The 24,670-nt window shown below is 41.9% G+C and carries 22 protein-coding genes and 1 tRNA gene; 10 read left to right on the forward strand and 13 right to left on the reverse strand.

Going from position 1 to position 24,670, the window contains the following annotated elements; translation table 11 throughout:
- Positions 1-124 precede the first annotated feature (124 nt).
- Positions 125-1,573, forward strand: coding sequence for an HDOD domain-containing protein (locus tag NKI27_RS09145; RefSeq protein WP_265049354.1), 1,449 nt, complete (start codon positions 125-127; stop codon positions 1,571-1,573).
- Here the strand turns inward: NKI27_RS09145 and NKI27_RS09150 are convergent.
- Entirely contained in the window at positions 1,570-3,378 is a 1,809-nt protein-coding gene (locus NKI27_RS09150; protein WP_265049355.1) for a lytic transglycosylase, read from the reverse strand. The two genes, NKI27_RS09145 and NKI27_RS09150, sit on opposite strands and share 4 nt — an antisense overlap.
- A 263-nt stretch (positions 3,379-3,641) precedes the next feature.
- Complete coding sequence (gene gloB / locus NKI27_RS09155) at positions 3,642-4,445, reverse strand: hydroxyacylglutathione hydrolase (RefSeq protein WP_265049356.1); 804 nt, start codon at positions 4,443-4,445, stop codon at positions 3,642-3,644.
- Positions 4,446-4,595: 150 nt separating this feature from the next.
- Here gloB and NKI27_RS09160 point away from each other — a divergent pair, with 150 nt between their 5' ends.
- From NKI27_RS09160 to NKI27_RS09170, 3 genes are all read left to right on the forward strand, one after another.
- Entirely contained in the window at positions 4,596-5,399 is an 804-nt protein-coding gene (locus NKI27_RS09160; protein ID WP_265049357.1) for a class I SAM-dependent methyltransferase, read from the forward strand.
- A 76-nt stretch (positions 5,400-5,475) separates the two neighbouring features.
- Positions 5,476-6,174: a DNA polymerase III subunit epsilon gene (gene dnaQ / locus NKI27_RS09165; RefSeq protein WP_265049358.1), complete on the forward strand. Its 699-nt coding sequence runs from the start codon at positions 5,476-5,478 to the stop codon at positions 6,172-6,174.
- A 285-nt stretch (positions 6,175-6,459) separates the two neighbouring features.
- Complete coding sequence (locus tag NKI27_RS09170) at positions 6,460-8,172, forward strand: hypothetical protein (RefSeq protein ID WP_265049359.1); 1,713 nt, start codon at positions 6,460-6,462, stop codon at positions 8,170-8,172.
- A 78-nt stretch (positions 8,173-8,250) separates the two neighbouring features.
- Here NKI27_RS09170 and NKI27_RS09175 read toward each other — a convergent pair whose 3' ends face one another.
- Positions 8,251-8,565, reverse strand: a complete 315-nt coding sequence (locus NKI27_RS09175; RefSeq protein WP_265049360.1) for an SCP2 sterol-binding domain-containing protein — start codon at positions 8,563-8,565, stop codon at positions 8,251-8,253.
- Positions 8,566-8,949: 384 nt separating this feature from the next.
- On the opposite strand from NKI27_RS09175, the gene sohB reads away from it, so the two are divergent.
- Positions 8,950-9,996, forward strand: a complete 1,047-nt coding sequence (sohB, locus tag NKI27_RS09180) for a protease SohB (RefSeq protein WP_265049361.1) — start codon at positions 8,950-8,952, stop codon at positions 9,994-9,996.
- Between the two features lie 147 nt (positions 9,997-10,143).
- On the opposite strand, the gene NKI27_RS09185 is transcribed toward sohB, so the two are convergent.
- From NKI27_RS09185 to metH, 4 genes are all read right to left on the reverse strand, one after another.
- The gene (locus NKI27_RS09185) at positions 10,144-11,310 is read right to left on the reverse strand and encodes a cation:proton antiporter (RefSeq protein WP_265049362.1); all 1,167 of its coding nucleotides are present in this window, start codon (positions 11,308-11,310) and stop codon (positions 10,144-10,146) included.
- Positions 11,311-11,513: 203 nt separating this feature from the next.
- Complete coding sequence (locus NKI27_RS09190) at positions 11,514-11,999, reverse strand: DUF934 domain-containing protein (protein WP_265049363.1); 486 nt, start codon at positions 11,997-11,999, stop codon at positions 11,514-11,516.
- Positions 11,983-13,641, reverse strand: a complete 1,659-nt coding sequence (locus tag NKI27_RS09195) for a nitrite/sulfite reductase (protein ID WP_265049364.1) — start codon at positions 13,639-13,641, stop codon at positions 11,983-11,985. Before NKI27_RS09195 ends, NKI27_RS09190 begins: the two co-directional genes overlap by 17 nt.
- Before the next feature lie 217 nt (positions 13,642-13,858).
- On the reverse strand, positions 13,859-17,557 hold the full coding sequence (gene metH / locus NKI27_RS09200) for a methionine synthase (protein ID WP_265049365.1): 3,699 nt from the start codon (positions 17,555-17,557) through the stop codon (positions 13,859-13,861).
- Positions 17,558-17,886: 329 nt separating this feature from the next.
- On the opposite strand from metH, the gene nfuA reads away from it, so the two are divergent.
- Genes nfuA through NKI27_RS09215 form a run of 3 tightly spaced genes read left to right on the forward strand, consistent with a single transcriptional unit; the run spans position 17,887 to position 19,999 of the window.
- Positions 17,887-18,468: a Fe-S biogenesis protein NfuA gene (nfuA, locus tag NKI27_RS09205; protein ID WP_265049366.1), complete on the forward strand. Its 582-nt coding sequence runs from the start codon at positions 17,887-17,889 to the stop codon at positions 18,466-18,468.
- A gap of 50 nt (positions 18,469-18,518) precedes the next feature.
- The gene (locus NKI27_RS09210; RefSeq protein WP_265049367.1) at positions 18,519-18,755 is read left to right on the forward strand and encodes a hypothetical protein; all 237 of its coding nucleotides are present in this window, start codon (positions 18,519-18,521) and stop codon (positions 18,753-18,755) included.
- 17 nt (positions 18,756-18,772) lie between these two features.
- Positions 18,773-19,999, forward strand: a complete 1,227-nt coding sequence (locus tag NKI27_RS09215) for a DUF445 domain-containing protein (protein ID WP_265049368.1) — start codon at positions 18,773-18,775, stop codon at positions 19,997-19,999.
- 75 nt (positions 20,000-20,074) lie between these two features.
- Here the strand turns inward: NKI27_RS09215 and NKI27_RS09220 are convergent, their stop codons facing one another.
- The 6 genes from NKI27_RS09220 to NKI27_RS09245 form a co-directional block, all read right to left on the reverse strand.
- Positions 20,075-21,085, reverse strand: coding sequence for a glycosyl transferase family protein (locus tag NKI27_RS09220; protein ID WP_265049369.1), 1,011 nt, complete (start codon positions 21,083-21,085; stop codon positions 20,075-20,077).
- Positions 21,086-21,150: 65 nt separating this feature from the next.
- Complete coding sequence (locus NKI27_RS09225; protein ID WP_265049370.1) at positions 21,151-21,468, reverse strand: TusE/DsrC/DsvC family sulfur relay protein; 318 nt, start codon at positions 21,466-21,468, stop codon at positions 21,151-21,153.
- 6 nt (positions 21,469-21,474) lie between these two features.
- Positions 21,475-21,777, reverse strand: a complete 303-nt coding sequence (tusB, locus tag NKI27_RS09230) for a sulfurtransferase complex subunit TusB (protein WP_265049371.1) — start codon at positions 21,775-21,777, stop codon at positions 21,475-21,477.
- 7 nt (positions 21,778-21,784) lie between these two features.
- On the reverse strand, positions 21,785-22,156 hold the full coding sequence (gene tusC, locus NKI27_RS09235) for a sulfurtransferase complex subunit TusC (RefSeq protein WP_265049372.1): 372 nt from the start codon (positions 22,154-22,156) through the stop codon (positions 21,785-21,787).
- Positions 22,157-22,191: 35 nt separating this feature from the next.
- Positions 22,192-22,584: a sulfurtransferase complex subunit TusD gene (tusD, locus tag NKI27_RS09240; RefSeq protein ID WP_265049373.1), complete on the reverse strand. Its 393-nt coding sequence runs from the start codon at positions 22,582-22,584 to the stop codon at positions 22,192-22,194.
- A gap of 144 nt (positions 22,585-22,728) precedes the next feature.
- Positions 22,729-23,415 carry a Bax inhibitor-1/YccA family protein gene (locus NKI27_RS09245; RefSeq protein ID WP_265049374.1) on the reverse strand — a complete coding sequence of 229 codons (687 nt, stop codon included), beginning with the start codon at positions 23,413-23,415 and terminating at the stop codon, positions 22,729-22,731.
- A 271-nt stretch (positions 23,416-23,686) separates the two neighbouring features.
- Between NKI27_RS09245 and NKI27_RS09250 the strand changes: the two genes are divergently transcribed.
- Positions 23,687-23,777 (forward strand) — tRNA-Ser (locus NKI27_RS09250).
- A gap of 390 nt (positions 23,778-24,167) precedes the next feature.
- Positions 24,168-24,617, forward strand: coding sequence for a hypothetical protein (locus tag NKI27_RS09255; RefSeq protein ID WP_265049375.1), 450 nt, complete (start codon positions 24,168-24,170; stop codon positions 24,615-24,617).
- Positions 24,618-24,670: the final 53 nt, after the last annotated feature.

Consider the following 24,670-nt stretch of genomic DNA (forward strand, 5'->3'; position numbering starts at 1 on the left):
CCGGTATTTATTATTTTTTAATGCTAATTATCAAAGTATCAATACCTTATCAGGATCATTAGCTATATTAAAGTTAAAGAAATGTAAAAAACACCTGAATTATGGCGTTAACTGGAGGCTATTGGTGGAAAAAAAGGGTTTAGCTGCGTGGGTAGAAAGGCTTGATAGTGAAGATGGTGTTGTACTCACGTCTGTCCTCGCAGAACTTAATATACTGACTTCATCTGATGAAACGTCAGCCAGCCAATTAGCAGAGGTTATTCTAAGAGATGCTTCGTTAACGACTCAGGTATTAAAAGTCGCCAATACGGTTCACTTTAATCCCACGGGAAGCCCGATTACAACGGTCAGTCGATCAATCTTGGCGATTGGCTTTAATACCATTAAAAGCATCTGCATCACGATAAAAGTGCTTGAGAGTATCTTGCATGGGCAGCCTGCCACCCGTCTGTATGAAATAATGGCCGATGCGATACATGCCGCTACACAGGCCAGAAATATTTGCATCAAAATGTCTGCAGATGGAAAAGAAGAGATTTTTGTCGCGACATTGCTTCTTCATCTTGCAGAAATGTTGGTGTTATCAAGTGGCGAAAGTGAGGTTGCCGAGCTGTATGAACTTTATGAAGAGGACTCAACCGATAAAGAACGTGACCGAATTGCTGAGAGTGTCATTGGTGTCAGTTACAAGCGTTTAGGTCTTGCCTTGGTAAAAAGCTGGCGTTTAGGTGCGGTTCTTCAAGAGTCATTACAGCCATCCAGTAAAATGTCACATAAGGCTGAAGCGGTTTTAATGGGGGAGGAGGTCAGCCAGGTATCAAAAAAAGGTTGGGATAGCGCTGAGATGAATGCGCTGATGAAGAAAATATCCACTTTTACCGGCAGTAGCATTAAAGATGTAGAAAGCATGGTGCAAGAAAGCGCCAATGAAGCGGCAGAGGTGGCTGCCAACTATGGTAGTGATGTGCTTGTCGCTATGATTCCGTCAACCCGTCCGGTTGAAATGGAGAGTGATGCCTGTGTTGGAGTAAAAAGTGTTCATCAACCTAATCAAGAGCTTCAATTAAAAATTCTACAAGAGTTAACCAGTATGATGATGGACGGAGTGGATATGAATTCACTCTTCCAAATGGTACTTGAAGGACTACATCGTGGCGTTGGGTTAGAGCGAGTGTGCTTAGCTATTTTTGATAAAGGACGAGAAACGGTTTCAGCTAAGTATATGATTGGAGAAGGTACTGAAAACTGGCGAGAAAAATTTAAATTTACATTTGTCAAAAGCCGGTCTGGTTTCTTGTTTCAGTTATTCAGCAAGGGTAAGGCGTCATGGGTCGGTAATGAAAATTTTAAGGAACTTACTTCCACATTGACACCTGATTATATTGCAGTAACCGGCGTGAAAACGTTTTTGATTGCACCGATTAAAGCGAATAAAAAACCAGTGGGTTTTTTATATGCTGATTTAGGTGAAAGTAAGCGAGCGCTAAATGACAGTTACTTTAATGGCTTTAAGCACTTTTGCGCACAAATTAATATGAGTTTGGCGGTATTAGCTAATAAAAATGGGTCTTAAGACCCATTTGTTACATCAACATGAAGTTTTAATTTTTGCCCAGGCTTTAAATATTTTTTAGGGTCAATATTATTCCACGTGACAATTTGCTTAACGGTGACGTTAAACTTACCTGCAATTCGTGCGAGTGAGTCACCTTTTCTAACTCGGTAACCTATCTTTCGAATGTTAGAGCGACTAGGGGGGGCATACCTAGATGCTGTCACCGTTGGTGCTGATTTAGTCCAAATAACCAGTTTCTTGCCAGGTTTAAGGGGGTCTGTAGGGGCCATGCTATTCCATCGAGCAAGACTTCGTACACCGACCTTATATTTTCTGGATATATCCCAAAGCGTGTCACCAGATCGGACGGTATAGTCAATTTTTGACGAGCTATTACCTCTAGGGGCTGCATTTTGCTTTTTCTCAATACGGTTCTGTGCACTAAATGCGTAATATGAATTACCTTTAGCAGCGACGGGTATTAGCAGTTTTTGTCCTTGTCTGATCATATTTGATCGAAGGTTATTGGTTTGCTTAATAACCGCAGGCGTTGTGTTGTATTTATTCGCAATGCGTATAAGTGAATCGCCAGATTTAACCGTGTAACGCTGCCAACTTAGTCTTTGGTTGCTGGGTAAAGCAGCTAAAGCTGTTTTAAAATTCTCGGTGTTTGCTATGGGGATGAGAAGGCGATGAGGTCCAATCGGGGATGTTGCCCATCGATTAAATCCCGGATTAAGCAAGTAAATTTCTTCAACCGTAATGTTAGCCATCTTCGCAGCCTGAGCTAAATCAATCTGAGAGCCAACTTTTACAATATCGAAATAAGGCTCATTTGGTAGTGATTGAAGGGTCAGACCAAATGCTTCAGGCTCTTTAATTAGCCTAGCGATGGCGAGTAATTTTGGCACATATGCGCGAGTTTCTTTCGGCAGTTTTAAAGACCAAAAGTCGGTATTAAGGCCTCTTTTTTTATTGTACCGAATGGCTTTTGATACTGTTCCGCCCCCTGAGTTATAGGCGGCTAGCGCAAGAAGCCAGTCACCATCAAATCGATTGGACAGTGCTTGTAAATATGTTAATGCGGCATCAGTAGACGCCACAATATCTCTACGTCCGTCATACCACCAGTCTTGTTTTAAACCAAAGGCTTTACCTGTACCAGGAATAAACTGCCATATACCTGATGCTCTGCCATGGGAGTAGGCAAAAGGGTCAAATGCACTTTCAACGACGGGTAATAACGCCAATTCAAGGGGCATCCCTCTTTTTTCGGTTTCTTGAACAATGTGGTAGAGGTAACGAGATGAACGAGCCGTGGTTCTATCAAGGTAGCGCTGATGTTTCTTATACCAGTTGAGCTGGTTCATAAACCTAGGGTTGTTAGGGGCAAGGTCGAGCGCAAACCCTCTGCGCATTCGATCCCATAAATCTTGCTCACTAGACGTAGCTTTAAACGGGTTAGTGGTTTCAGCCTCAGCAAGACGTTCCGCAAACTCTGTGGTGATGGCTGTACAGTCTACATCAACGCAGTTATGTTTAGCCGATAAGATTTTAGCGTCTGCCGATAATGAGTCTTGATCAGTCGACTCTTCACGCCCATCTTCTGTTGTGATGACGATTTCTTCAGAGTCAAAAAGTGAGTCTGGTAGTGTAAATAACGAGAAAAATGACGATTGACCCTGAGTGTCTATATCAGGCTCTTTCATCACAGTTGGCGTTACTTTATCTGTTGTATGGGGTTCACCTTCGTTATTTGAAGGTGGTGTAGCGCAAGCAGAAAGTAAAAATAAAGAAATTATAAATAAAGAAATTCGAAACATTAAAGCGCAACATTTGAGGATAAAGACGGTACTTCAGGTAATATCTGAAAAGCACGGTGTAAGTGAGGAGCTAAAAATCCTTTTAGCTCCTAACCAACCCGAAAGTCTATTGGCCTAGGCTTTCAGGGTCAATAGGCTAAGGGGCGTAATTAACTATTTTTAATATTGATAAAAAAAGAAATGAAACGCTGTGAAATGGGACGTCCACAGCAATTTACTTGTGTGTTTATGGTCTAGGAGCCTCTAAATTAGTTAAGCCGTGGCTAAAATGTATCTTTCCATTTTCGTAGGCGAGTAAAGGTGTCTAACTCATCGGTTATGGGGGATTGAGACTGCAGGGATACCGACGCTTGTACGTCGGGTCTGGTACAATTTAAAAATGGATTGATGGCTAACTCTGTTTTTATAGTAGAGGGCAGTGTCGGTTTGTTTGAATCTCGTAACGTTTGGCATCTCTCAATGTAAAGCTTTACTTCCGTATCATTCGGCAATACGGCCTGAGTAAAGGCTAGATTTGAAAGGGTGTACTCGTGAGTGCAATAAACTTCAGTCTCTAAAGGGTATGATGCTAACGCTTTAAGAGAATTTAGCATTTGTGCAGGGGTCCCTTCGAATAAGCGACCGCAACCTGCCGAAAAAAGCGTGTCTCCACAAAACAGCCAGGGTGCTGAATGCAGAGAATCTTCTGGAGAAAAATAGCTAAGGTGGTCAAGCGTATGGCCGGGAACCTCGGTCACTTCATAGAGGGTGCCTAAAATTGTTAGCACGTCTCCATGCTTTAGGGGGTGGGTGATTTGCTTGATTTTAGGGTTTAAAGGTCCATAAACATCTATAGACTTACCCGTTTGTTGCTGGGTATATGAGACTAGATCACAAATGCCGTCGACATGGTCGTAGTGATGATGGGTGACTAATATCGCAACGAGTGTGAGCTGATGTTTCTCTAAATGATCTATTACCGGTTGGGCTTCACCCGGGTCAACAACTATGCAAGCTTGAGAGAGCGGGTTCTGAATACACCAGATGTAGTTATCTTGATAGGCGTTAATTGGTAATACAGTTAGCATTATTTTACCCAGTTAAGATGATTAATCTTGTGATTGTTTGTTTCATGATGAGGTTGCTTAATCTTGTATAGAATCCTATCTTAATCGTTAAAGGATGGATTTTAAACCGTAAAAGTTTATAGTGATTTAACGATATACTCTGACGATTAGATGAATCTTTTTAGATGGGTCCCTAGACGACGGATTGCAGGTGATATTATGGGGTTTACTCGAACAAAAGAAGATTGTGAATATCTACATTTACAGCATACATTTGAAGCTTGGTTTCAGTCATCATTAGGGCGTGTTTTGCTTTCAGATCAAAGACGAAAAATTGATGGCGTTATTGGCAGAATGTTTGGTTATCACCAGTTAGAAATGCTGGTGAGTCATCGATTCCCCATGGGGAATTCTAGTAGTCTTGGCCATAAGATAGTAACGGTTCCCGAGTGGCAGTCCGACATGCCTGAAAACACACTTGTCGCTGAACCTCATGAGTTAGGCTTATGCCATGACAGTATAGATTTAGCGATACTGCATCATACGTTAGATTATACTGTTTCGCCTCATCAAGCACTTCGTGAGGCGTCAAGGGTGGTTAAGAGTAGCGGGCACCTACTCATTATAGGGTTTAACCCTATGAGTATGTGGGGTGTACGAAAACTTGTTTCAAGAAAGAAAGCAGCACCTTGGAATGGCCGTTTTACCTCAGGACACCGGGTGGAAGACTGGCTTAAACTATTGGATTTTGAAATAACGAGTGCAGATCATCATTTTTTGAGACCGCCAGTTCAAAATTACCGTTTGTTAGAGCGTTTTGCCTTTGCGGATAAATTTGATAATGGTAAGTTTCCAATGGGGGCCTATTATATGATTCTGGCAAAAAAACAGGTAGGCTGCTCGATTTCTGCAAAGCCAAAATGGAAAGAAACGAATGTAATTGGTTTGCCTGTGGCTAACCGAATGAAGCCTTAGTTAAGATATAAAAAGACGTACGCACAATCATGAAGCCAGTGAGTGTGGTAAGAAAATTTATAGGAAGAACTGTTCAATGAGACAAGTAGTATTAGATACAGAAACTACAGGTATAGAGCCTTCCCAGGGACACAGAATAATTGAAATAGGTTGTGTAGAATTAATCGACCGAAAGCTTACCGGTAATCATTACCATCAATATATCAATCCTCAGCGCGAAATTGATAGCGGCGCGATTGAAGTTCATGGAATAACAAATGAATATCTAGCAGATAAACCTGTATTTAAAGATATCTATGCAGACTTTCTAGCGTTTGTTGACGGTGCAGAGTTAGTTATACATAACGCCCCGTTTGATATTGGTTTTATTAATCACGAGTTCGCTATGTTACAAGGCGGACCAGGCAAGATCGAAAAATACTGTGGTGTGCTTGATACACTAGCCATGGCTAGAAAAAAGCACCCTGGCCAGCGTAACAGCCTTGATGCTCTGTGTAAGCGATACGGCATTGATAACAGTATGCGTGATTTGCACGGCGCTTTGCTTGATTCTGAGATCCTGGCAGATGTCTATTTATTGATGACAGGGGGGCAAACAATGCTCTCATTAGGGGGGGAAGAAGGTTCTGAGCAAGTAACGGGCATTCAACGGCTAGCGGCAGGTCGACCCGTACTTAATGTAATTAAAGCAACGGAGCCAGAGTTGATTGCACATGAAGGTCGATTAGATGCGCTAGAAAAAGCATCAGGCGCTGCACTTTGGCGTGCAGAATAGCGTGGATGGCAGTTTATCCGTTAGTACGCTAAGCTTTAATAAACGTTATTTTTATAATTAAGTTTTACGTTATTGCTGGGTTCAATGGGTTATAAAAAGTTACTAAAAGTAATGCTTTGAAACAGTCAATTTCTTGTATCACATGAAATTTGTGTTATAAGTTAAAGTTAAATAAAAAATTATTAACATTTCACTATGCATCGTGAGTAGGTTAGTCATAGGGTTTTGTGAGCATGGCAATAAAGCCTATATGGGTAGCTAAACAACATTAGGAATTCGTAGTTTATGACTGCAGCTTCAGTAGCGGCGAAGGCTAATTCGTTTGAACTCGTTCAGTCAGAGATCGAAACAACGGTTAAACAGGCCGAGAAAAATTTAGAACGATTTCAAGAAAACCGGGAGAGCGGGGAAGAGCTACAGAATTGTATCGACTTTCTTAATCAGCTTCGTGGTATTTTCGTTCTTGTTGAAATTCAAGGCGGCGTGCTGTTATGTCATGAAGCCGTTTCTGTTGCAAACGAAGTCCCTGTGGGGGCAACAGATGACAAAAACAATCTTTTAACCTCGCTCAATAACGCGCTGTTTATATTAAGGCGTTACATCGAATATTATCAGCAAAGTCGTCAAGATCATCCTGAATTACTTTTGCCAATTATTAATGAGTTAAGAGTTGCCATAAAGGGCAAGCCTTTTCCTGATTCACACTTTTTCGAAATAGATATGTCGAAAAAGGTAGACTACTGCGCCAACTTTGATACGAGTGACGTGACTGAAATATCAGACTTTGATCACCGAGCAAGACGATTAAGGCATATGTATCAGGTTGCGTTATTAGGCATCATTCGTGATAACAATACTGAGGTGAGCACTAAATTATTGACACGTTCAGCGTTGGGATTATCCAAGCTTTGCGTGAACACCCCTTTGTCTGGATTATGGTGCTTGTTAGCAATTGTTGGCCAGGCTGTCATGGATCGGCAGATGGAGACAACCAAGTCGCGCAAGCGATTGCTAATGAAGATAGAACGTTACACGAAAGAGTTGGTGTACGTGGGGAAGGTGGTTACGTCAAAAACGGCGCCCGACTCAATTCTTAAAGAGCTCCTTTATTTGTTAGCGTTAAGTGGGTCAACCAATCAAGAAGTGGTCAATATACTCAATGCTTATGGGGTGAAACCGCTAGCGCTTAATGAACAAACCCTTATATCTAATCGCAAGCGATTATTTGGCCCTGGTGCAGATGTACTTAGATCGCTTTCCGGTGCTTTGCTTGAAGAGATTAGTCAGCTTAAAGATAAACTAGATATTATTGAACGCGGTATAGACCCAGATGTAACAGATTTCAGCGTTATATCGACTAGTTTAGATAAGTTAACCAGTACGCTCGTTATGCTCGATTTAACTCAGCTTGCTGAGCTGGCGTCTAGTCAGAATACTCAACTAAAAGCTTGGTCAGAGGGTGGAAAAACACCATCAGAAGAAGAGCTTATATCGGTTGCAAATGCTGTCTTGAATATAGAGCAAGCAATTAAACGGTTTGAAGAAACAGGCATTACGCCAGAACTCGACAGCAGTGCTCTCGGCAAGCAAGTGGTCGAGAATAGTCCTTACCTTTCTGAGGCTATGATAGTTGTCACAGGTGAAGCTCAGTCGGGAATAACGTTGACCAAGCGAGCGATTACGGCATTTGTTGAGTCTAATTGGGATAAGATGCACTTGGCGAATGTTAATACCACGCTAAATGCTGTTCGTGGAAGTATGTTTATTGTAGGTGAGGAGCGATTAGCGGCTGCCCTCTCAGCAAGTGCTGCATGCATAGAAAAAGAATTGCTTGAAAAAGATTCGCGTCCAGATGAATCGATATTAGATACACTTGCTGATGTATTAACATCTTTAGAGTATTACATCGAAACAATCAGCGGCAGAGAGTCAGTGAATGCTGATTTATTGTCCTTGGCGGAAGAAAGCTTAAAATCTATCAATTACCCTGTCTGTTAACCGAGTAGGGTGTTTACATCGATAAACAGGCATAAAAAAGGCAGTTAATAATAACTGCCTTTTTTATTTAGCAAAAAATTAACCGATGCTGAAAAGCTCGCCTAATTTAGTCGCTAGCATCATATCGCCTTCAGCACGAAGCTGACCAGCCATAAACGCTTGCATACCGTCAGTTTCACCACTAACGATACCCTGAAGAGTTTCAGTGTTCATGATTAGCGTTACAGATGGATCATCATGTTCGCCAGCAATAAGTTCACATTTGCCGTCATTGATTACCAAGTGATAATCGTCGGCATCTTCGATTGCGAATTGAAATACTAAATCGACACCAGCTGCTGCATCGGCGTTAAAGTTGTCTTTTAAAGTCTCGAAGATTTTTGCTACAGGCATTTGTATATCCTTTTGCGTATTTGGATTAACTCACACTTACTAATTAATGTTTAGATATCATGTGATGCTAGTGTATCTTTCTTGGTTTAGTAGTCGATTATTAATCGAGTAAAGTCAGATTATGTCGTATTGAGCGTTATGTCAATAGCCAATCGAACGCTTGTTTGAAATTAAATTCACTTCACATTAGTTAAAAATAACCATCAACCGAATGGGTCTTCGGCCTTGTATTTAGCTAGATCGCCCTCATAATCGAGCATTGACTCAGTTAATTAAATGCTGGCTTTATATCATGGTTGCAGGCTTGATAGTGTTCAGTCACTGTTACAAAGCCTTAGCGTTTCTTTAAATATACTCAAAATATAGATTATTAAGGGGAAGGTGTTGGAATTTTTGGCGGAGTATGGGGTTTTTCTTGCAAAGGCAGTAACAGTTGTTATTGCTGTTGTGCTAGCGGTTGCAGGTGTTGTGGCTGTTTCATCAAAGGGTAAAGCAGGCGCTGAGGGGGCTATTGAGGTCACCAAAATCAATAAGCGAATAGCTGAGATGAAAGAAGCGATTGAGGACAAAATACTCGATAGGGATACGATTAAAGAAAAGCAGAAAGTTGCAAAAAAAGAGCAAAAATCTAAAAAGAAAAACAAAAGCGCCGACGAAACAACTGAGGCTAAAAAAAGAATGTATGTCATCGACTTTGATGGCGACATTAAGGCATCTGAAAATGAAACGCTACGTAACTCTATTACGGCTGTGTTATCAGTTGCTGACCCTAAAAATGATGAAATTGTCATTAGGCTCGAAAGTGGTGGCGGTATGGTCCACTCCTATGGTCTTGCATCGGCGCAACTTAACCGGATCAAAAACGCAGGCATACCTTTGACAGTGTGTGTAGATAAAGTCGCAGCCAGTGGTGGTTACATGATGGCTTGCGTAGCAGATAAAATTATTGCGTCACCTTTTGCTGTGTTGGGCTCTATAGGTGTTGTTGCTCAGGTCCCCAACTTTAATAAACTATTGAAGAAAAATAGCATCGATATTGAGTTGCTTACGGCAGGCGAGCATAAACGCACGCTCACGATGTTTGGCGAAAATACAGATCAAGGTCGAGAGAAATTTAAGCATGATCTTGAAGATACCCATGACTTGTTTAAAGCATTCGTTAGAGAGCATCGGCCTGTCGTCAATATTTCGGAAGTGGCCAATGGAGATGTTTGGTTTGGTCGACGCGCTCTTGATGTTAAGTTAGTTGACGAGCTCAAGACTTCAGATGAATACATAAACCACGCATGTGATTCACTTGATGTGTTTGAGGTTCAGTATAAAGAGAAGAAGTCTCTGCAAGAAAAGCTTGGTTTATCGGTTGCGGCAGGGGTAGAGAAATCAGTTCATAAGTTAATTAGCTCACTACAGCAGAGTCGTTTTATCTCTTAAAGTGGCTATTTGATTGCGCCAAAGTGGTGCCCCTATATCGTGGTATATGTTGCTTATACGTTGTAGGGGTGGAGTACACTTTGGTGTGCACCTCTTATTACTTAATAAGAGGTCTTCTGTCATCCCCGTCTTATCTACCTCTCTGGTCTAATCCCGTCTTAATTTGTCGCTTACTGCAATAGGGCTAGGGTATCTAAAAATCACCACATAAGAATTCAAAATAAACGTAATGATGGCTGTTGCTTGAATAACATGAGAGGCATTGGTGCCGATAATCGCTGTTGTTGTGGCAAGAAATGCGATAAGCAAAGAAAATTCGCTTATCTGACCTAATCTAAACCCCACCTCCCATGCTTCGCCTGCAGGCTCTTTGATAAAGCCTAACAAATACCGGAATGTGATCGGTTTAATGATAAGGATACAAGCGGCCAATATACTAGAGGCTAAAATGACCTCAGACAAAAGCCCTAAGTTAAAGCTGGCGCCCAGGGAGAAGAAAAATAAAATTAAGAAAAAGTCTCTTAAAGGTTTGAGGTGGACAGCAATATACTGGGATATCGGGCTAGTCGCGATGCTTATACCGCCTATAAATGCACCGATTTCAAGTGATAGTCCGCATAACTCCGCAAGTTGTGCCATGCCTAGGCACCAACCAATAGCGAGCAAAAAAATGTATTCGTGAAACCGATCAAAATGCTGTAGTAGTTTAACGATAACGTATTTAACTGCTACAAAGGCGACCAGCACAAGAACGGGTAGCATAATCAGTGTTTGCAAAAACTGCTGCCAAGTAGATTCAGATTCTTTTCCGCCCAGCATAAGTAGAACAATAATGGCGATCAAATCTTGCAGCAGCAATAAGCCAACTACAAGCTCACCAGTATGTCTATGGTGGAGTACTGTTGTGGGTAATAATTTGATGCCGATAATGGTGCTAGAAAACATCATTGCTACGCCAATTACGGCGCTTTCAATTTGGGTGTAGCCAAATAGATAAGCAACAGCATAGCCGCAAGCTGCAAACACGAGTGAGCTGCCTATTGCGACGAGGGTTGCTTTTCTGAGCATGTGAATTAAGTTTCGGGGCTGCATGTCTAGCCCTAAAAGAAACAGCAAAAATATAATGCCGATCTCTGATATTTCTGAAAGCAGGCTAGCGTCAGTGACTAAATGAAGTCCATAGGGGCCAAGAATGGCGCCTAGCGCGATGTATGCAACGAGTAATGGTTGTCTTGTATATAAGACTACTGATGCCAGAACGGCTGCGCCTGAGAATATCAGGAAGAACGTGGTGACTATTGATTGGCTTTCCATAGGTTCAGGTGTCCATTTAAGTCAGATGTTCATCTAAAGTTTGTGGTGGCTTGTGTTCGTTTTAGGAAGTGATGATAGCGTCTTTGTACCGCTTATCTTAACCTAAAAGTAAATAAAATTGAGTTAAAATTTACGAATTATGATCGGTGTTGCCATATAGAGGGGAGTAATTAGCGCTATAAAATAGCGCTAATTACTAAGCGTTAGCGTCTTCGAAATAATGGTGTATTTCGGTCGCAGGCCGCTTGGTAGCTATTTGAAAAAACATTAAGGCCTGTTAGTGCAACCTCTATGTCTCTGTCTGCTCGTACAGCAAAGGCATTAAAGCCGCAGCGTTTCATATAAAACAACTGATCTTGAAGTACGTCGCCTACAGCACGTATTTCGCCTTTATAGTTAAAACGCTCACGCAATAAACGCGCGTAAGAGTAACCTCTGCCGTCAGCGAATTTAGGAAAGTTAATCGCCACTACAGGGATTGAGTCTAAATCAGAAGCGATGTGGCTAGGTTCTTCGTGACTATCAAGCCATACACCAATATCTGACCTTGCACTTAGTGATGCTTTATTCTGATTCCAGTAGCTTAATGGCACAATGGCTGGCTGTTCAGGAAGTGCACCTTCAAAGTCGGCGTCAACAACAATCCAGTTATCGTCGATAATTTGATTGTCTTTAATGAGCTTTGGCATATACACGCTCCTTAAATGGCGTCATTCCAATTCGGCGGTATGTATCAAGAAACAACTCTTCAGCTGTTCTGTTTTCAACATACACATCAATAATTTTTTCTACAATATCTGCCATTTCTTCACGAGCAAAAGAAGGGCCGAGTATTTTACCAATCGATGCATCTTTACCAGAGCAACCACCTAATGAAACCTGGTAGAACTCTTGTCCTTTTTTATCTACACCTAATATTCCGATATTGCCAACGTGGTGATGTCCACAAGCATTCATACACCCTGAAATATTGAGCTCAATTTCACCCAGGTCATATAAGTAGTCGAGGTTATCAAAACGTCTTTGGATTTGTTCTGCAATAGGAATTGATTTCGCGTTTGCAAGGGCGCAGAAGTCACCACCAGGGCAGCAAATAATATCTGTTAGCATGTTAAGGTTAGGGGTGGCAAACCCTGCAGTTTGTGCTTTTCTCCAAACAGCAAATAAGTCTGACTGCTTAACGTCAGCCAACACGATATTTTGATCGTGAGCGATACGTACTTCGCCAAAACTATATTTGTCAGCCAGATCTGCTATCAATTCAAGTTTATCGTCGCTGACATCGCCAGGTGGAATGCCTGTCTTTTTAAGGGTAAGCGTAACAATTGAGTAACCAGGAATCTTATGCTCGTTGGTGTTTCGGTTAACCCAGTTAGCAAAGGCTTTGTTGGAGGCTAATTGCTCTTCAAACTCAGTTGAAGAGGTGATGTCCTCGTAGCTAGGCTCAACAAAAAAGCCTTTAACGCGATTGATTTCTTCAACGGTTAATTTGGCTGCACTGTCTTTGATGTGCTGCCACTCTTCTTCAACTTTTTGTGCAAATACTTCTGGGGTTAGTGCTTTAACCAGTATCTTAATACGTGCTTTAAATTTGTTATCCCTACGTCCATGTTGATTGTAAACACGAACAATCGCTTCAAGGTAGGTTAATAGGTCAAGCTCTGGTAAGAATTCATTAATGGCAGAACCCAATAAAGGTGTTCTACCAAGCCCGCCGCCTACAAATACTCTAAAGCCTGTTTCGCCATGTTCATTTTTTACTAATTCTAGGCCGATATCATGAACCTTCATGGCAGCACGATCTTCGGTAGGGCAAGCGTTTACCGCAATTTTGAATTTACGTGGTAGATATGCAAACTCAGGGTGGAATGTAGACCATTGACGAATGATTTCGCAATAAGGGCGAGGGTCAGTGACTTCGTCTTTGAATACACCGGCAAACTGGTCTGTCGTTGTATTACGAATGCAGTTTCCGCTTGTTTGAATGGCGTGCATCTCCACTTTATGCAGTGATTCAAGCATATCTGGGATATTTTTTAATTCAGGCCAGTTAAATTGTACGTTCTGGCGAGTAGTAAAATGCACATAGCCCTTGTCATATGTTCTAGATAAGTCAGCAAGATTTCTAAGCTGCACAGACGAGAGCATACCGTAAGGAATGGCGACCCGGAACATAGGCGCAAGGCGCTGTATATACAGCCCATTTTGCAACCGTAGAGCTAGAAATTCGTCTTCTGATAGGTCTCCAGCAAGGAAACGTTCAGTTTGACCTCGGAACTGCTTTACTCGCTCAAGGACGAGGTTGCGATCATAGTCGTCGTACTTGTACATTGTGATGATTTAGCCTATTCAGTTACTGAGCAGAAATCCTTTCTTGGCACATTGAGTTATAAAATGGCCGAATTTAAAAGGGTGCTAAAGATACCAGTTTATCCTTATTCTTAAAATGATTATTTATTAATATCTTAAGAATAAAATGGCATAAAGAAGGGGTGCCATACGTACTTTTTGCTCGCAATGGCACCTAACAGATTTATTGATCGATCGTTTAGTCAGCCTCGTAAGCTAAGTTAGGAGACAGCCAACGCTCCGCCTCTTTTAGAGACATGTTTTTACGCTTCGCATAGGATGCGACTTGATCACGATTTATTCTACCTACTGCAAAGTAGCTAGATTCTGGGTGTGAATAATAAAACCCACTGACCGATGATGCAGGCATCATAGCGTAGTGATCGGTTAGTTCAACGCCGCTATTTGCTGTGGCATCAAGAATCTTAAATAGAGACCCTTTTTCGGTATGCTCTGGGCAGGCAGGGTAACCAGGTGCTGGGCGTATCCCTTTATAGCGCTCTTTAATCAGGTCTTGATTGTCTAGTGCTTCTTGATTTGCATAACCCCAGAATTCTTTACGAACGCGTTCGTGCATTCTTTCGGCAAATGCTTCAGCAAGTCTATCTGCAAGTGCTTTAACCAAGATACTGTTGTAATCATCGTTGTTATCTTGGTAATTCTTTGCGAGTTCTTCTGCCCCAATACCGGCCGTCACAACAAAACCACCAATATAGTCCTGCTTGCCGGATTCTTTTGGGGCAATAAAGTCTGCTAGAGAGTAGTTGGGCTTTTCAGTTGCCTTGTCTGTCTGCTGGCGGAGGTGATGAAGCGTTTGAAAGCACTCGGTACGCGCATCATCGCTATACAGTTCAATTGAGTCTGAGTTGACTGTGTTTGCAGGCCAGAAACCAATAACCGCTCGAGCGGTGAGAAGTTTCTCATCGATCATTTTCTTTAGCATTGTTTGTGCGTCATTAAATAGGCTGGTAGCGGCTTCACCCACTTTTTCATCACTAAGTATCTTAGGGTATTTGCCTGCTAGATCCCAAGCTATGAAGAATGGAGTCCAGTCGATATATGCAATGAGTTCTTCTAGAGGATAATCAACAAATGTTTTGAGTCCAGTAAATGTCGGAGCCGGTGGTGTGTAGTTATCCCAATCTGTTTTAAATTGACGATTAATCGCTTCTTTGTATGTTAAAAGCGGTGTTTTAGCGGCTCTGTTTTTACGGCGTTCTCTAACACCTTCGTATTCCTCACGAATGCCTTTAACAAACTCTGGCTTCATGGTGTCACTTAAAAGTGAGGTAGAAACCGCAACACTTCGTGATGCATCCGAAACATAGATCGCAATGTCGTTTTTGAAGCGTGGCTCAATTTTAACGGCAGCATGGGCTTTTGACGTTGTAGCACCCCCAATCATCAGTGGTATTTCAAAGCCTTCTCGCTGCATTTCTTTAGCGACATGTACCATCTCATCAAGAGAGGGTGTAATTAACCCGCTCAGGCCGATAATGTCAACGTTCTCTTCTTTGGCGCGTTTCAGTATTGTTTCGCATGGAACCATAACACCGAGGTCGATAACTTCGAAGTTGTTACACTGCAATACAACACCGACGATATTCTTACCGATATCGTGCACATCACCTTTAACTGTCGCCATTAGAATCTTGCCTTTGGCTTTAGTGGCTTCCCCCTTTTCTGCTTCAATGAAGGGGAGGAGGTGGGCAACAGCTTGCTTCATCACCCTGGCGCTTTTTACCACTTGAGGTAAGAACATTTTTCCTTCGCCAAATAGGTCGCCTACCACGTTCATGCCATCCATTAATGGACCTTCGATAACGTGAATGGGTCTATCCGCTTCAAGTCTTGCTGCTTCTGTATCTTCAATTATATAGGTCGTAATGCCCTTAACTAAGGCGTGTTCTAAGCGCTTTTTGACAGAAAAATCACGCCATGCAAGGTCTTCTTTCTTTTGTTGGACGCCATCGCCTCGATAGTTATCCGCGATTTCTAGTAGTCGATCTGTAGAGTCTTCTCGACGGTTAAGTACAGCATCCTCTACGCGCTCTTTAAGAATGGGGTCTATATCGTCATAAATAACCAATTGACCAGGATTAACGATACCCATATTCATACCCGCTTTAATGGCGTGGTATAAAAATACTGAGTGTATTGCTTCTCTAACGGGGTTATTGCCTCTAAACGAAAACGAAACGTTACTTACGCCACCAGAGATGCTGGCATATGGAAGGTTTTGTTTAATCCAGGCTGTTGCTTCAATAAAGTCGACAGCGTAATTCGAGTGCTCATCTATGCCCGTGGCGATCGCAAAAATGTTGGGGTCAAAAATAATATCCTGCGGTGGAAAGCCAATGCTGGTCAAAACATCATACGAGCGTTTACATATTTCAGTTTTACGTTCAAATGTATCTGCTTGTCCGTCTTCGTCAAATGCCATAACTACAGCTGCAGCACCGTAACGCATGCATGACTTAGCCTTCTCGATAAACTCTGCTTCACCTTCTTTAAGGCTGATAGAGTTAACAACAGCTTTACCTTGAATGCAGCGGAGGCCTTCTTCGATAACATCCCATTTAGAAGAGTCGACCATGATTGGTACTTTAGATATATCAGGCTCGGAGGCAATAAGCTTTAAGAACTTATTCATTGCCTCTTTAGACTCAAGCATGCCTTCATCCATGTTGATATCGATGATTTGAGCACCGTTTTCAACTTGTTGACGAGCCACGTCTAAGGCTTCTTCAAACTGTTCTTCTTTAATGAGTCTTAAAAACTTAGCTGAACCCGTGACGTTGGTTCGCTCACCCACATTGATAAAAAGTGCATTTTCATCAAAGGTGAATGCTTCAAGGCCAGAAAGTTTAAGAGCAGGCTTTATGTCAGGGATTTTATGGGGACTAAATGGTGCGACTGCATCAGCAATAGCTTTTATGTGCTCGGGTGATGAGCCACAGCAACCGCCTATTAGGTTAACAAAACCATCTTCTGCAAATGACTTAACGATATCGGCCATTTCTTCTGGTGTCTGGTCATATTCACCAAACTCATTGGGTAGACCAGCATTGGGGTAAGCACTAATTAATACATTGGATTTTTTTGAAAGCTCTTCAATGTAGGGGCGAAGAGCATCAGCGCCTAACGCACAGTTGAGGCCAACACTGAGTGGTTTTGCATGAGAAACTGAAAGCCAAAAAGCTTCTGCTGTTTGACCTGAAAGTGTACGACCTGAAGCATCTGTAATGGTGCCTGAGATCATGATAGGAAGCTCAGTCCCGCTGTCTATAAAGAATTGTTGGGTTGCGTAGATCGCCGCTTTGGAATTAAGTGTGTCGAATATTGTCTCGATCAGAATTATGTCGACGCCGCCTTCACATAAGGCTTTTACTGCTAGGTAATAGTTATCGACTAACTCTTGAAATGTAACGTTACGATAGCCAGGGTTGTTAACATCGGGTGAAATAGAGGCTGTTCGAGATGTTGGGCCAACTGCGCCCGCTACAAATCGTGGTTTTTCAGGCGTTATAAGTGTTTGTTGGTCTGCCACTTCGCGCGCTAATTTGGCCGACTCAAAGTTTAACTCGTATACCAGCTCTTCCATACCGTAATCGGCTTGAGATACTACGGTCGAGTTAAACGTGTTGGTGCCTAAAATATCAGCGCCGGCATCTAGGTACTGCTGATGTATTGTTTTGATGATGTCTGGCTGTGTGATGCTAAGAAGGTCGTTATTGCCTTTTAGATCGCTAGGGTGGGCGCTAAACCGTGTTCCGCGGTAATCTTCCTCAGAAAATTTATAGCCCTGGATCATTGTCCCCATGGCCCCGTCCAGAATTAAGATACGGTTATTTAAGGCTTCGTACAGTTGTTCAATTCTGTTATGGCGATCAGTCATGGCTTAGGCTAACCTTCTTCTGCAATATATTTTAGTTATCGTCGAGATTGGTGATTGCTGCTTTACGTCTGTTAGTCTGTAAGACAGAAACACGGAAAACCCGAATGAATAGGGTGGATAGGCCCCTATTAAGTAGTCGGCTACTATAACAAATTGAATAGAGCTCGTCTTTATACATATAGGGACGTTGTGCTCAGTTCATGTGATTTATCAATTAAGGTGGATAAACCGAGAAAAATAACCAACTAAATTACTAGGTCTTCTACATTCGTGAAATATACCGTAAAATAGGAACAAATCAATTATTGTTATTATTAGTGGTGAATTTAATGGTCACGGTTACAGAGTCTGCTCAAGGTTATCTAAAGACGCTTATCGATAAGCAAGATACTGGAGATATGGGCGTTAGAATGTTTGTAACTCAGCCAGGAACAAAAATGGCTGAAACATGTTTGGCCTATTGTAAGCCTGATGAAATTGTCGCAGACGATGAAAAAATACAGTTAGATAGCTTTACTTTGTACCTCGAACAAAAAAGCTTACCTTTTTTAGAAGAGGCGCTGGTTGATTATGCCGCCGATAAAATGGGCGGTCAGCTAACGATTAAGGCGCCTAACGCTAAAGTGCCTAAGGTGAGCGATGACTCGCCATTAAATGAGCAGGTCAACTACGTGCTGGTTACAGAAATCAACCCAGGCCTATCTGCACACGGCGGTGATGTTTCACTAGTCGATATTGTTGAAGGTAATGTTGCTATCCTGAAATTTGGTGGTGGTTGTCAAGGGTGCAGTGCTGTTAGCATCACGCTTAAAGAAGGTGTTGAGAAGACCCTTAAAGAAAGAATTCCGCAGCTTGGCGGTGTTCGCGATGTAACCGATCACAGTGTTACTGATAACGCTTATTTTCAATAAGGTCAGTTCAGTTCTCATCAGGTTTAGCTCATAAGGGCTTAGCTGCCGGTATGGCAAATCAAAGTGTGTTATCGCTTGATAAAACAGATAACACACTTGTACCCCAAGATTTATTTTCTGAACGTTTCACCGTTGATATCTACGTCTGTCTAGGGTTTTCTGCTGCCAGATCAACCGCTATGGCTGTGCTTTGTGGTCTATCGTACAATAAATGCCAAGTGCAGCTCAAAACAGTACACTTGATCAGTTATTGTGATTATTTTCGTTTACAATTCACCTATTTATAATCTTGAATGAAGGCATAATGGACCTGCAATTATCACAATTCTTTGAGAGTCTACACTGGGCTAACTATTTTAGTCTGCCGATAATGGCTGCTTTAATAGGCTGGGCAACCAATTGGGTGGCGATCAAAATGACGTTCTACCCTTTAACTTTTCGAGGTGTGTCACCGTTTTTAGGTTGGCAAGGGGTGGTTCCTCGTAAGGCTGAAAAAATGGCATCGATTGTAGTCGATCGAACTATTACACGGTTTGGCAATATGGATGATGTATTCCAAAAGCTTGAACCAGAAAAAATTACAGCACAAATCATTTCACAGATTGAGCCGCGAATAGAAGAGTACATTGATGAAATAATGTATGAGCAACAAGCGGTGTTGTGGGACAACCTGCCACTATCTATTAAAAATAAGGTTTATCAATGGGCTCATACGCAGATTCCTCGTAGGGTAGAGGGGTTGGTTGCAGATTTTGGGTCAGAGTTGAGTGAGCTAATTGATGTAAAAGAGTTGTTTGTAGAAGAACTAAAGAAGCACCCTGAGTTGATGGTACGTATATTTAAAGAAGTTGGCGATAAAGAGTTTAGCCTTATTGTTAAGAGTGGCTTGTTATTCGGCTTTATGTTCGGATTTATTCAAATACCTTTGTGGTTAGCGTATGGCGAGTTTTGGATGCTACCTGTCTTTGGGTTTATTGTAGGTTTTGCCACCAACTGGCTGGCCCTTAATGTTATTTTTAGGCCACTATATCCGCGCACGTTTTTGGGGATGACCTTTCAAGGGCTATTTTTAAGGCGTCAAGATGAAGTGTCAGACGTGTGGAGTCGGTTAGTAGCGGAAGAACTGATTACCGTTGAGCGGGCAGCTAACGCCATGGTATTTGGTCGTTATGCTAATCGTACTCGGGCTATTATTCAAAAGCATATAAGGCCAATGCTTGATCAAGCGGGTATCTTAAAGCTTGTAGCGCAATTGACAGTAGGGGCTTCGGGCTATGTTGACCTAAAGCGCGCACTAAACAATAAAGCGATTGAAGTCTCAGTGGACCCCTTTCATGACCCCTCTTTTAATAAAAGCCGCTCGGCTGTCGTGGCGGCTGCAATGTCTGATCGCATGAAATCACTATCACCTCCAGAATTTCAAGACGTACTAAGACCTGCTTTTCAAGAAGAAGAAATTCAATTAATGCTGATTGGTGGCGTGCTAGGGGCTGCGGCAGGTATCGTACAATGGTTGGTTATTTTTTCTTAAGTGATGTAATGCTTCTAGGTACTATTGACTCAGTAAAGGGCTTTGTATTGAAATAACAAAGCCCTCTTGGCGCGTTTAGTTGAAGCGGGATTTGTTTCGTTCAGCCCACTGCTTTCGTGCGAGCTCAAGTGCTTGCGTCTGATTATCAGCCTTGCCTGTTATCTTAAGTGCTAACGCCATTGTTCCTGTAATAGCGCCTTCTGCGTATTCGTCATCACATTTACCTGACCATACGTCCTTCATATAGTTCACTGACATATCGTCAGCTTTAACATGGCGTTTCTCAAACATTTTTGGCCATGTTTCTTGATTTAAACCGTTGTCACCTGAATACAAAACATCTAAAGCGTTATCAGGGTTTCGCTCTATCTCTCCACCTTCACCTTTGATGACTGCGATTTTTTTATATCCTAGAAGTTGGCCTGCCTCTTGGTGCATCGTGCTATAAGCGGGGTGAAAGATGCCTTGTAAGACTGTGTCGGCATTGAGTGGGTTGATTAATCGTGAAAGCGAATGAACAGGTGAGCGTAGGCCTAGTATTGGCCGCATGTTAATCATCTGATCCATTCTAGGGGATAGTATGGATAGTGGCATGTAGCAGAAGTGGGTATTTGAAATAGCGTTCTGCGCGTGCTTCCAGTCTCTAGAGATTGGGACACCTAATTCTATGAGTGCGTCCTCTGTGTACATACGGTCAGCGGTGTGTCCGCTAGCACCATGCATAAATATATTCATGCCGTGCTCGGCAAGGCATAACGCTGAAAACAAATACCAGGCAGGGTGACGTCTCTTTCCTGCATATGATGACCAGTCAAGATCAGCGCTTATATTGCTGGGGGCATTTATTTTTGTTTTTGCAGCTTTAACAAATCCGCTAAGCTCTTGTGGTGACTCTTCTTTAACTCTTAATAGCATTAGAAACGCACCAAGTTGGAGGTCTTCGACCTTGTCTTCAAGAATCATAGACATGGCTTCGAGTGCCTCTTCTTCAGTAAGCGAGCGACTGCCTTTTTTCCCTTTTCCTAGTATTCGAACGTATTCTGCAAAAGGGTGTTCTTCGTAGTTACGAGGCTTTAATGTAGTCATAGTAGTCAATTTAATTCGGTTGTAAGTGTTGGGTGTTGTCTATTTGTCTAAATGATAGGTAACTTTTATAAACAATTAGTTGGCTTGGGTAGGCCTGCAATTTTACTGGCTAGTTTGGCTGGGCTTCCAGGAAATAACTTAAGTAAGTGAATGCTATTACCTTTATCGCTCCCAAGTGCTTCTTTAGCTGTTTTAACCAGTATGCGCATAGCAGGCGAAATCTCATAAGTTGTGTAAAAATCGCGTAAAAGAGAAATGATTTCCCAGTGTTCGTCGGTTAATGCAATGCCTTCGTTTTGCGCGATCTGATGAGCAACTGCGGGGGTCCAGTCGCTAAGCTGCTTTAAAAAACCTTCTTTATCAACGTTAATGTCGAGCGTCATTGTATCCTAATACCAGCTAGTTGATTTGTCGTGGATGGCGGTTAATTCGACAAAACCATCGAACGTCACCACTTTAATATCTGGGTGGGCTAAAGCTGAGATGCCTCGAGCGTCAATATCTTCTTTTAAGGCATAAATAAACGGTTCGGTTTGATAGTGTTTTAAAAAACTAACAAAGGCATCAGGCAATGTATAGTAAACAGCATCTTCAATTAAAAGGATAGCGTCCGCTTTTGAATAGAATTGACTACACTGCGAAGCGGGAAAAGGATGCTGGGGTGACTTATTTAATATATGTAGTGTCGTCATAGTCGATTCAGAAGTTTAAGGTGATGTTTGCATCTGCTAAAAGCGCTGACATTTGGTGTGATGTTACTGGGGTAGCAGGCAGGCAGAGTGGTGCATGTTCAAGGCCGTAACACGAGAGTGCCGATTGCTCGACATAAAACTGGTCTACGCCATAAATGGGCAGGGCAGAAAGCATTTTTGAGATATTCTTCTGCGAGATGCCTGTTGGTTGTTGGTCTTTTAGGAGTTGCAGTACTGAGTCGCCTGTAAAGAGCAATTGTATGTTTTGTTCAAATGCTGCAGCCGCAAGGCAATAATCAATGGCTTCTTTTGCCAACGATCCACCATAAGGGCTGCTGGAAAGGATCACTAGCACTTGTTTAGCGTTGTTACTGCTCATAGTTCGCTAGTCCTGTAATCGTGTGTATGCATACTTTAGCACCCAAAGGTAACTACTCTGTCAGATTGTTCGGTTGCTTCAACTAATTGCCCAAGCCCAGACAGCTCGAAGGCGTTACTCATATTCGAACAGTTTTTTTCATGACGCTCGGCTTCCGAAGAGTCAAGTATGCCACGCTTAACGCCTGCGGCAATGCAAACCACTAAGTCAACATTGTACTCCTCTTTCAATGCTTGCCATTGTTGGGGGATATTAATTTCATCTTGGGGTGTTGTTGTTAGCTTATTGGCGCTATGTACGCCGTCATGGTAGAAGAAAACACGAAATATGTGATGCCCTGATGAGAGTAGCGCTTTTGCAAAATTAAGTGCCGTTGTTGCGCTAGCGGTAGAGTAGGGGGCACCCAGGACTACTAGTGAGTAATTCATTATATGTCGCTTTTAGCTAATGTAAGTCGTTGTGTTAAATAATGATTATAGATTGTGAGGCTAAAAAATTACAGGTATTAAAAAATACAGGCATAAAAAAACCCTAACCATAAATGATTAGGGTTTTTAAAAACGCTTGATTTATTAATCGTCGCCGTTAAACGAAGATAGAATGCTGAGCAAGCTAACAAAAATGTTGTAGATAGAAACATATAGGCTGATGGTCGCCATAATGTAGTTTCTTTCTCCGCCATGAATGATGTTGCCTGTTTCGTATAAAATAGCAGCAGATGAAAATAGAACAAATCCACAAGATATAGCTAGGTGTAGGCCTGAGATATTAGTAAATACAGAAAGGAGCATGGCGCCAATCAGTACTACAAAGCCTGCCATTAAAAAGCCACTTAAAAAGCTAAAGTCTTTTTTGCTAATAAGTGCATAAGCCGATAGTCCGAAGAACACGAGCGCCGTAAGGCCAAGTGCATCTGTTACGATGCCCATTGCACCGGCACCGGCAAACATGCCAATAAGCGGGCCTAATGTGTAACCCATAAAGCCGGTTAGTGCGAATGTAGACAATAAACCCCATGGGCTATTGCGAAGTTTTGCTGTTAAGAAGAACAAGCCATAAAACCCGACCAGTGTTATTAAGAAGCCTGGGCGAGGCATGTTCATTGAGAAAAAGGCGACTACCGCTGAGAACGCAATAGTGAGTCCGAGCAGCATATATGTATTTTTCAATACTGCTGCTGCGCCGGTGTCGAGCGTAGTGCCCGTTTGTGTTTCTGTAATCCCTTGAGGTTGGCTGTCCGGGAAACGACGATCCTGCATATATTGCTCCGTTGACGATAATGTTAAAACTTAAACAAAGAATAGCTTTTATATCTGTATCATAATGGCGGAAGTGTTAAATACAAGCTTTGTTACTTAAAATTAATAGCGATTCTCATTTCTTTTAACTGGATGGGTGTTCCAAGTACATGTTATTAATTCGAATAAAAAACTCGTTGACACTGATAATAAATCAGGTAATATGCACCCCGCTGTCGAACAAGACAGCCCAAAACTAGCATGCAACCAACGCTAGTGACGGGAATATAGCGGAGGGGTGGCAGAGTGGTTGAATGCACCGGTCTTGAAAACCGGCGTGGGTTCATAGCCCACCGAGAGTTCGAATCTCTCCTCCTCCGCCACTTTCAACAAGCATTTGTATATTCTTTATATCTCCTCAGAAATATGTCTAAATAATTTAAACATCCTCATATTTATCTCTTAGTAGAAAAACTCTAGCTTTTGGCAATCTTGATCGTTCAATTACGATACTGGCTATTTTGCATTGCAATAAATCCTATTTGTAGCACTAATAAATCCATTTAAAGTCACTTTGTGTAATTTTTAATACTAATCGTTATATTAATACCGTTCGATATGAACGATAGATTAAATACACTTAAATTTATGCACCTATATCGCCTGTTTTTCCTCTCTCTGTAAGCATCTGTAAGTTATTTTTATAAGAATGTGACAAATGTGAACTATATGGTATCTTTAAATGTAACGCACTCAGTAAAGGGGAGAGGGATGTGTCTGAAGTATTAAATGATAAGTTCACGATTAGACCTGTGCACGACATCCTTTATGTTTCTTTAATAGGCTCTTGGTCGACAGATGATACGCTTAACTTTGTGGCTGACTATAAACGCCTAGTGAGTAAGTACTTTGCTCAAGAGTGGGCTTGCGTATTGCAGATTTCTGACCTTGAAATGCTAATAGGTGAAGATTTTCAGCAAGAAACCCTTAAAGCGCTTAATACTTGGGGGTACATCAAAGGAATGGGGGCGCTAGCTATTATTGTGGGGCACAAGAATCGTGACCACTTGCTCTTTCAGTTTGAAGAAATACTCAAAGGAAAGCAGTCTTTCCAAACGGGCGTATTTAGAAGCAATGAAGATGCCGATGCGTGGTTGAGACTACGCGGTTTCAAGGCTAAGCTTCTAGTAGAAGAGAGTGGTGTTTTAAAGTTTGGTTCTTAAACGTACTCTTGTAAGTTATTGTCGCCTATTTTATTGATCATTTATTAGTTTTG

Origin of the sequence: Alkalimarinus alittae (genome assembly GCF_026016465.1) — a bacterium.
GTDB classification, from domain to species: domain Bacteria; phylum Pseudomonadota; class Gammaproteobacteria; order Pseudomonadales; family Oleiphilaceae; genus Alkalimarinus; species Alkalimarinus alittae.

Bases quoted from the DNA above. Each gene is read 5' to 3' on its own strand.
- NKI27_RS09150 (WP_265049355.1), bottom strand. From the start codon at position 3,378: ATGTTTCGAATTTCTTTATTTATAATTTCTTTATTTTTACTTTCTGCT.
- gloB (WP_265049356.1), bottom strand. From the start codon at position 4,445: ATGCTAACTGTATTACCAATTAACGCCTATCAAGATAACTACATCTGG.
- NKI27_RS09160 (WP_265049357.1), top strand. From the start codon at position 4,596: ATGAATCTTTTTAGATGGGTCCCTAGACGACGGATTGCAGGTGATATT.
- dnaQ (WP_265049358.1), top strand. From the start codon at position 5,476: ATGAGACAAGTAGTATTAGATACAGAAACTACAGGTATAGAGCCTTCC.
- NKI27_RS09170 (WP_265049359.1), top strand. From the start codon at position 6,460: ATGACTGCAGCTTCAGTAGCGGCGAAGGCTAATTCGTTTGAACTCGTT.
- NKI27_RS09175 (WP_265049360.1), bottom strand. From the start codon at position 8,565: ATGCCTGTAGCAAAAATCTTCGAGACTTTAAAAGACAACTTTAACGCC.
- NKI27_RS09185 (WP_265049362.1), bottom strand. From the start codon at position 11,310: ATGGAAAGCCAATCAATAGTCACCACGTTCTTCCTGATATTCTCAGGC.
- NKI27_RS09190 (WP_265049363.1), bottom strand. From the start codon at position 11,999: ATGCCAAAGCTCATTAAAGACAATCAAATTATCGACGATAACTGGATT.
- NKI27_RS09195 (WP_265049364.1), bottom strand. From the start codon at position 13,641: ATGTACAAGTACGACGACTATGATCGCAACCTCGTCCTTGAGCGAGTA.
- metH (WP_265049365.1), bottom strand. From the start codon at position 17,557: ATGACTGATCGCCATAACAGAATTGAACAACTGTACGAAGCCTTAAAT.
- nfuA (WP_265049366.1), top strand. From the start codon at position 17,887: ATGGTCACGGTTACAGAGTCTGCTCAAGGTTATCTAAAGACGCTTATC.
- NKI27_RS09210 (WP_265049367.1), top strand. From the start codon at position 18,519: ATGGCAAATCAAAGTGTGTTATCGCTTGATAAAACAGATAACACACTT.
- NKI27_RS09215 (WP_265049368.1), top strand. From the start codon at position 18,773: ATGGACCTGCAATTATCACAATTCTTTGAGAGTCTACACTGGGCTAAC.
- NKI27_RS09220 (WP_265049369.1), bottom strand. From the start codon at position 21,085: ATGACTACATTAAAGCCTCGTAACTACGAAGAACACCCTTTTGCAGAA.
- NKI27_RS09225 (WP_265049370.1), bottom strand. From the start codon at position 21,468: ATGACGCTCGACATTAACGTTGATAAAGAAGGTTTTTTAAAGCAGCTT.
- tusB (WP_265049371.1), bottom strand. From the start codon at position 21,777: ATGACGACACTACATATATTAAATAAGTCACCCCAGCATCCTTTTCCC.
- tusC (WP_265049372.1), bottom strand. From the start codon at position 22,156: ATGAGCAGTAACAACGCTAAACAAGTGCTAGTGATCCTTTCCAGCAGC.
- tusD (WP_265049373.1), bottom strand. From the start codon at position 22,584: ATGAATTACTCACTAGTAGTCCTGGGTGCCCCCTACTCTACCGCTAGC.
- NKI27_RS09245 (WP_265049374.1), bottom strand. From the start codon at position 23,415: ATGCAGGATCGTCGTTTCCCGGACAGCCAACCTCAAGGGATTACAGAA.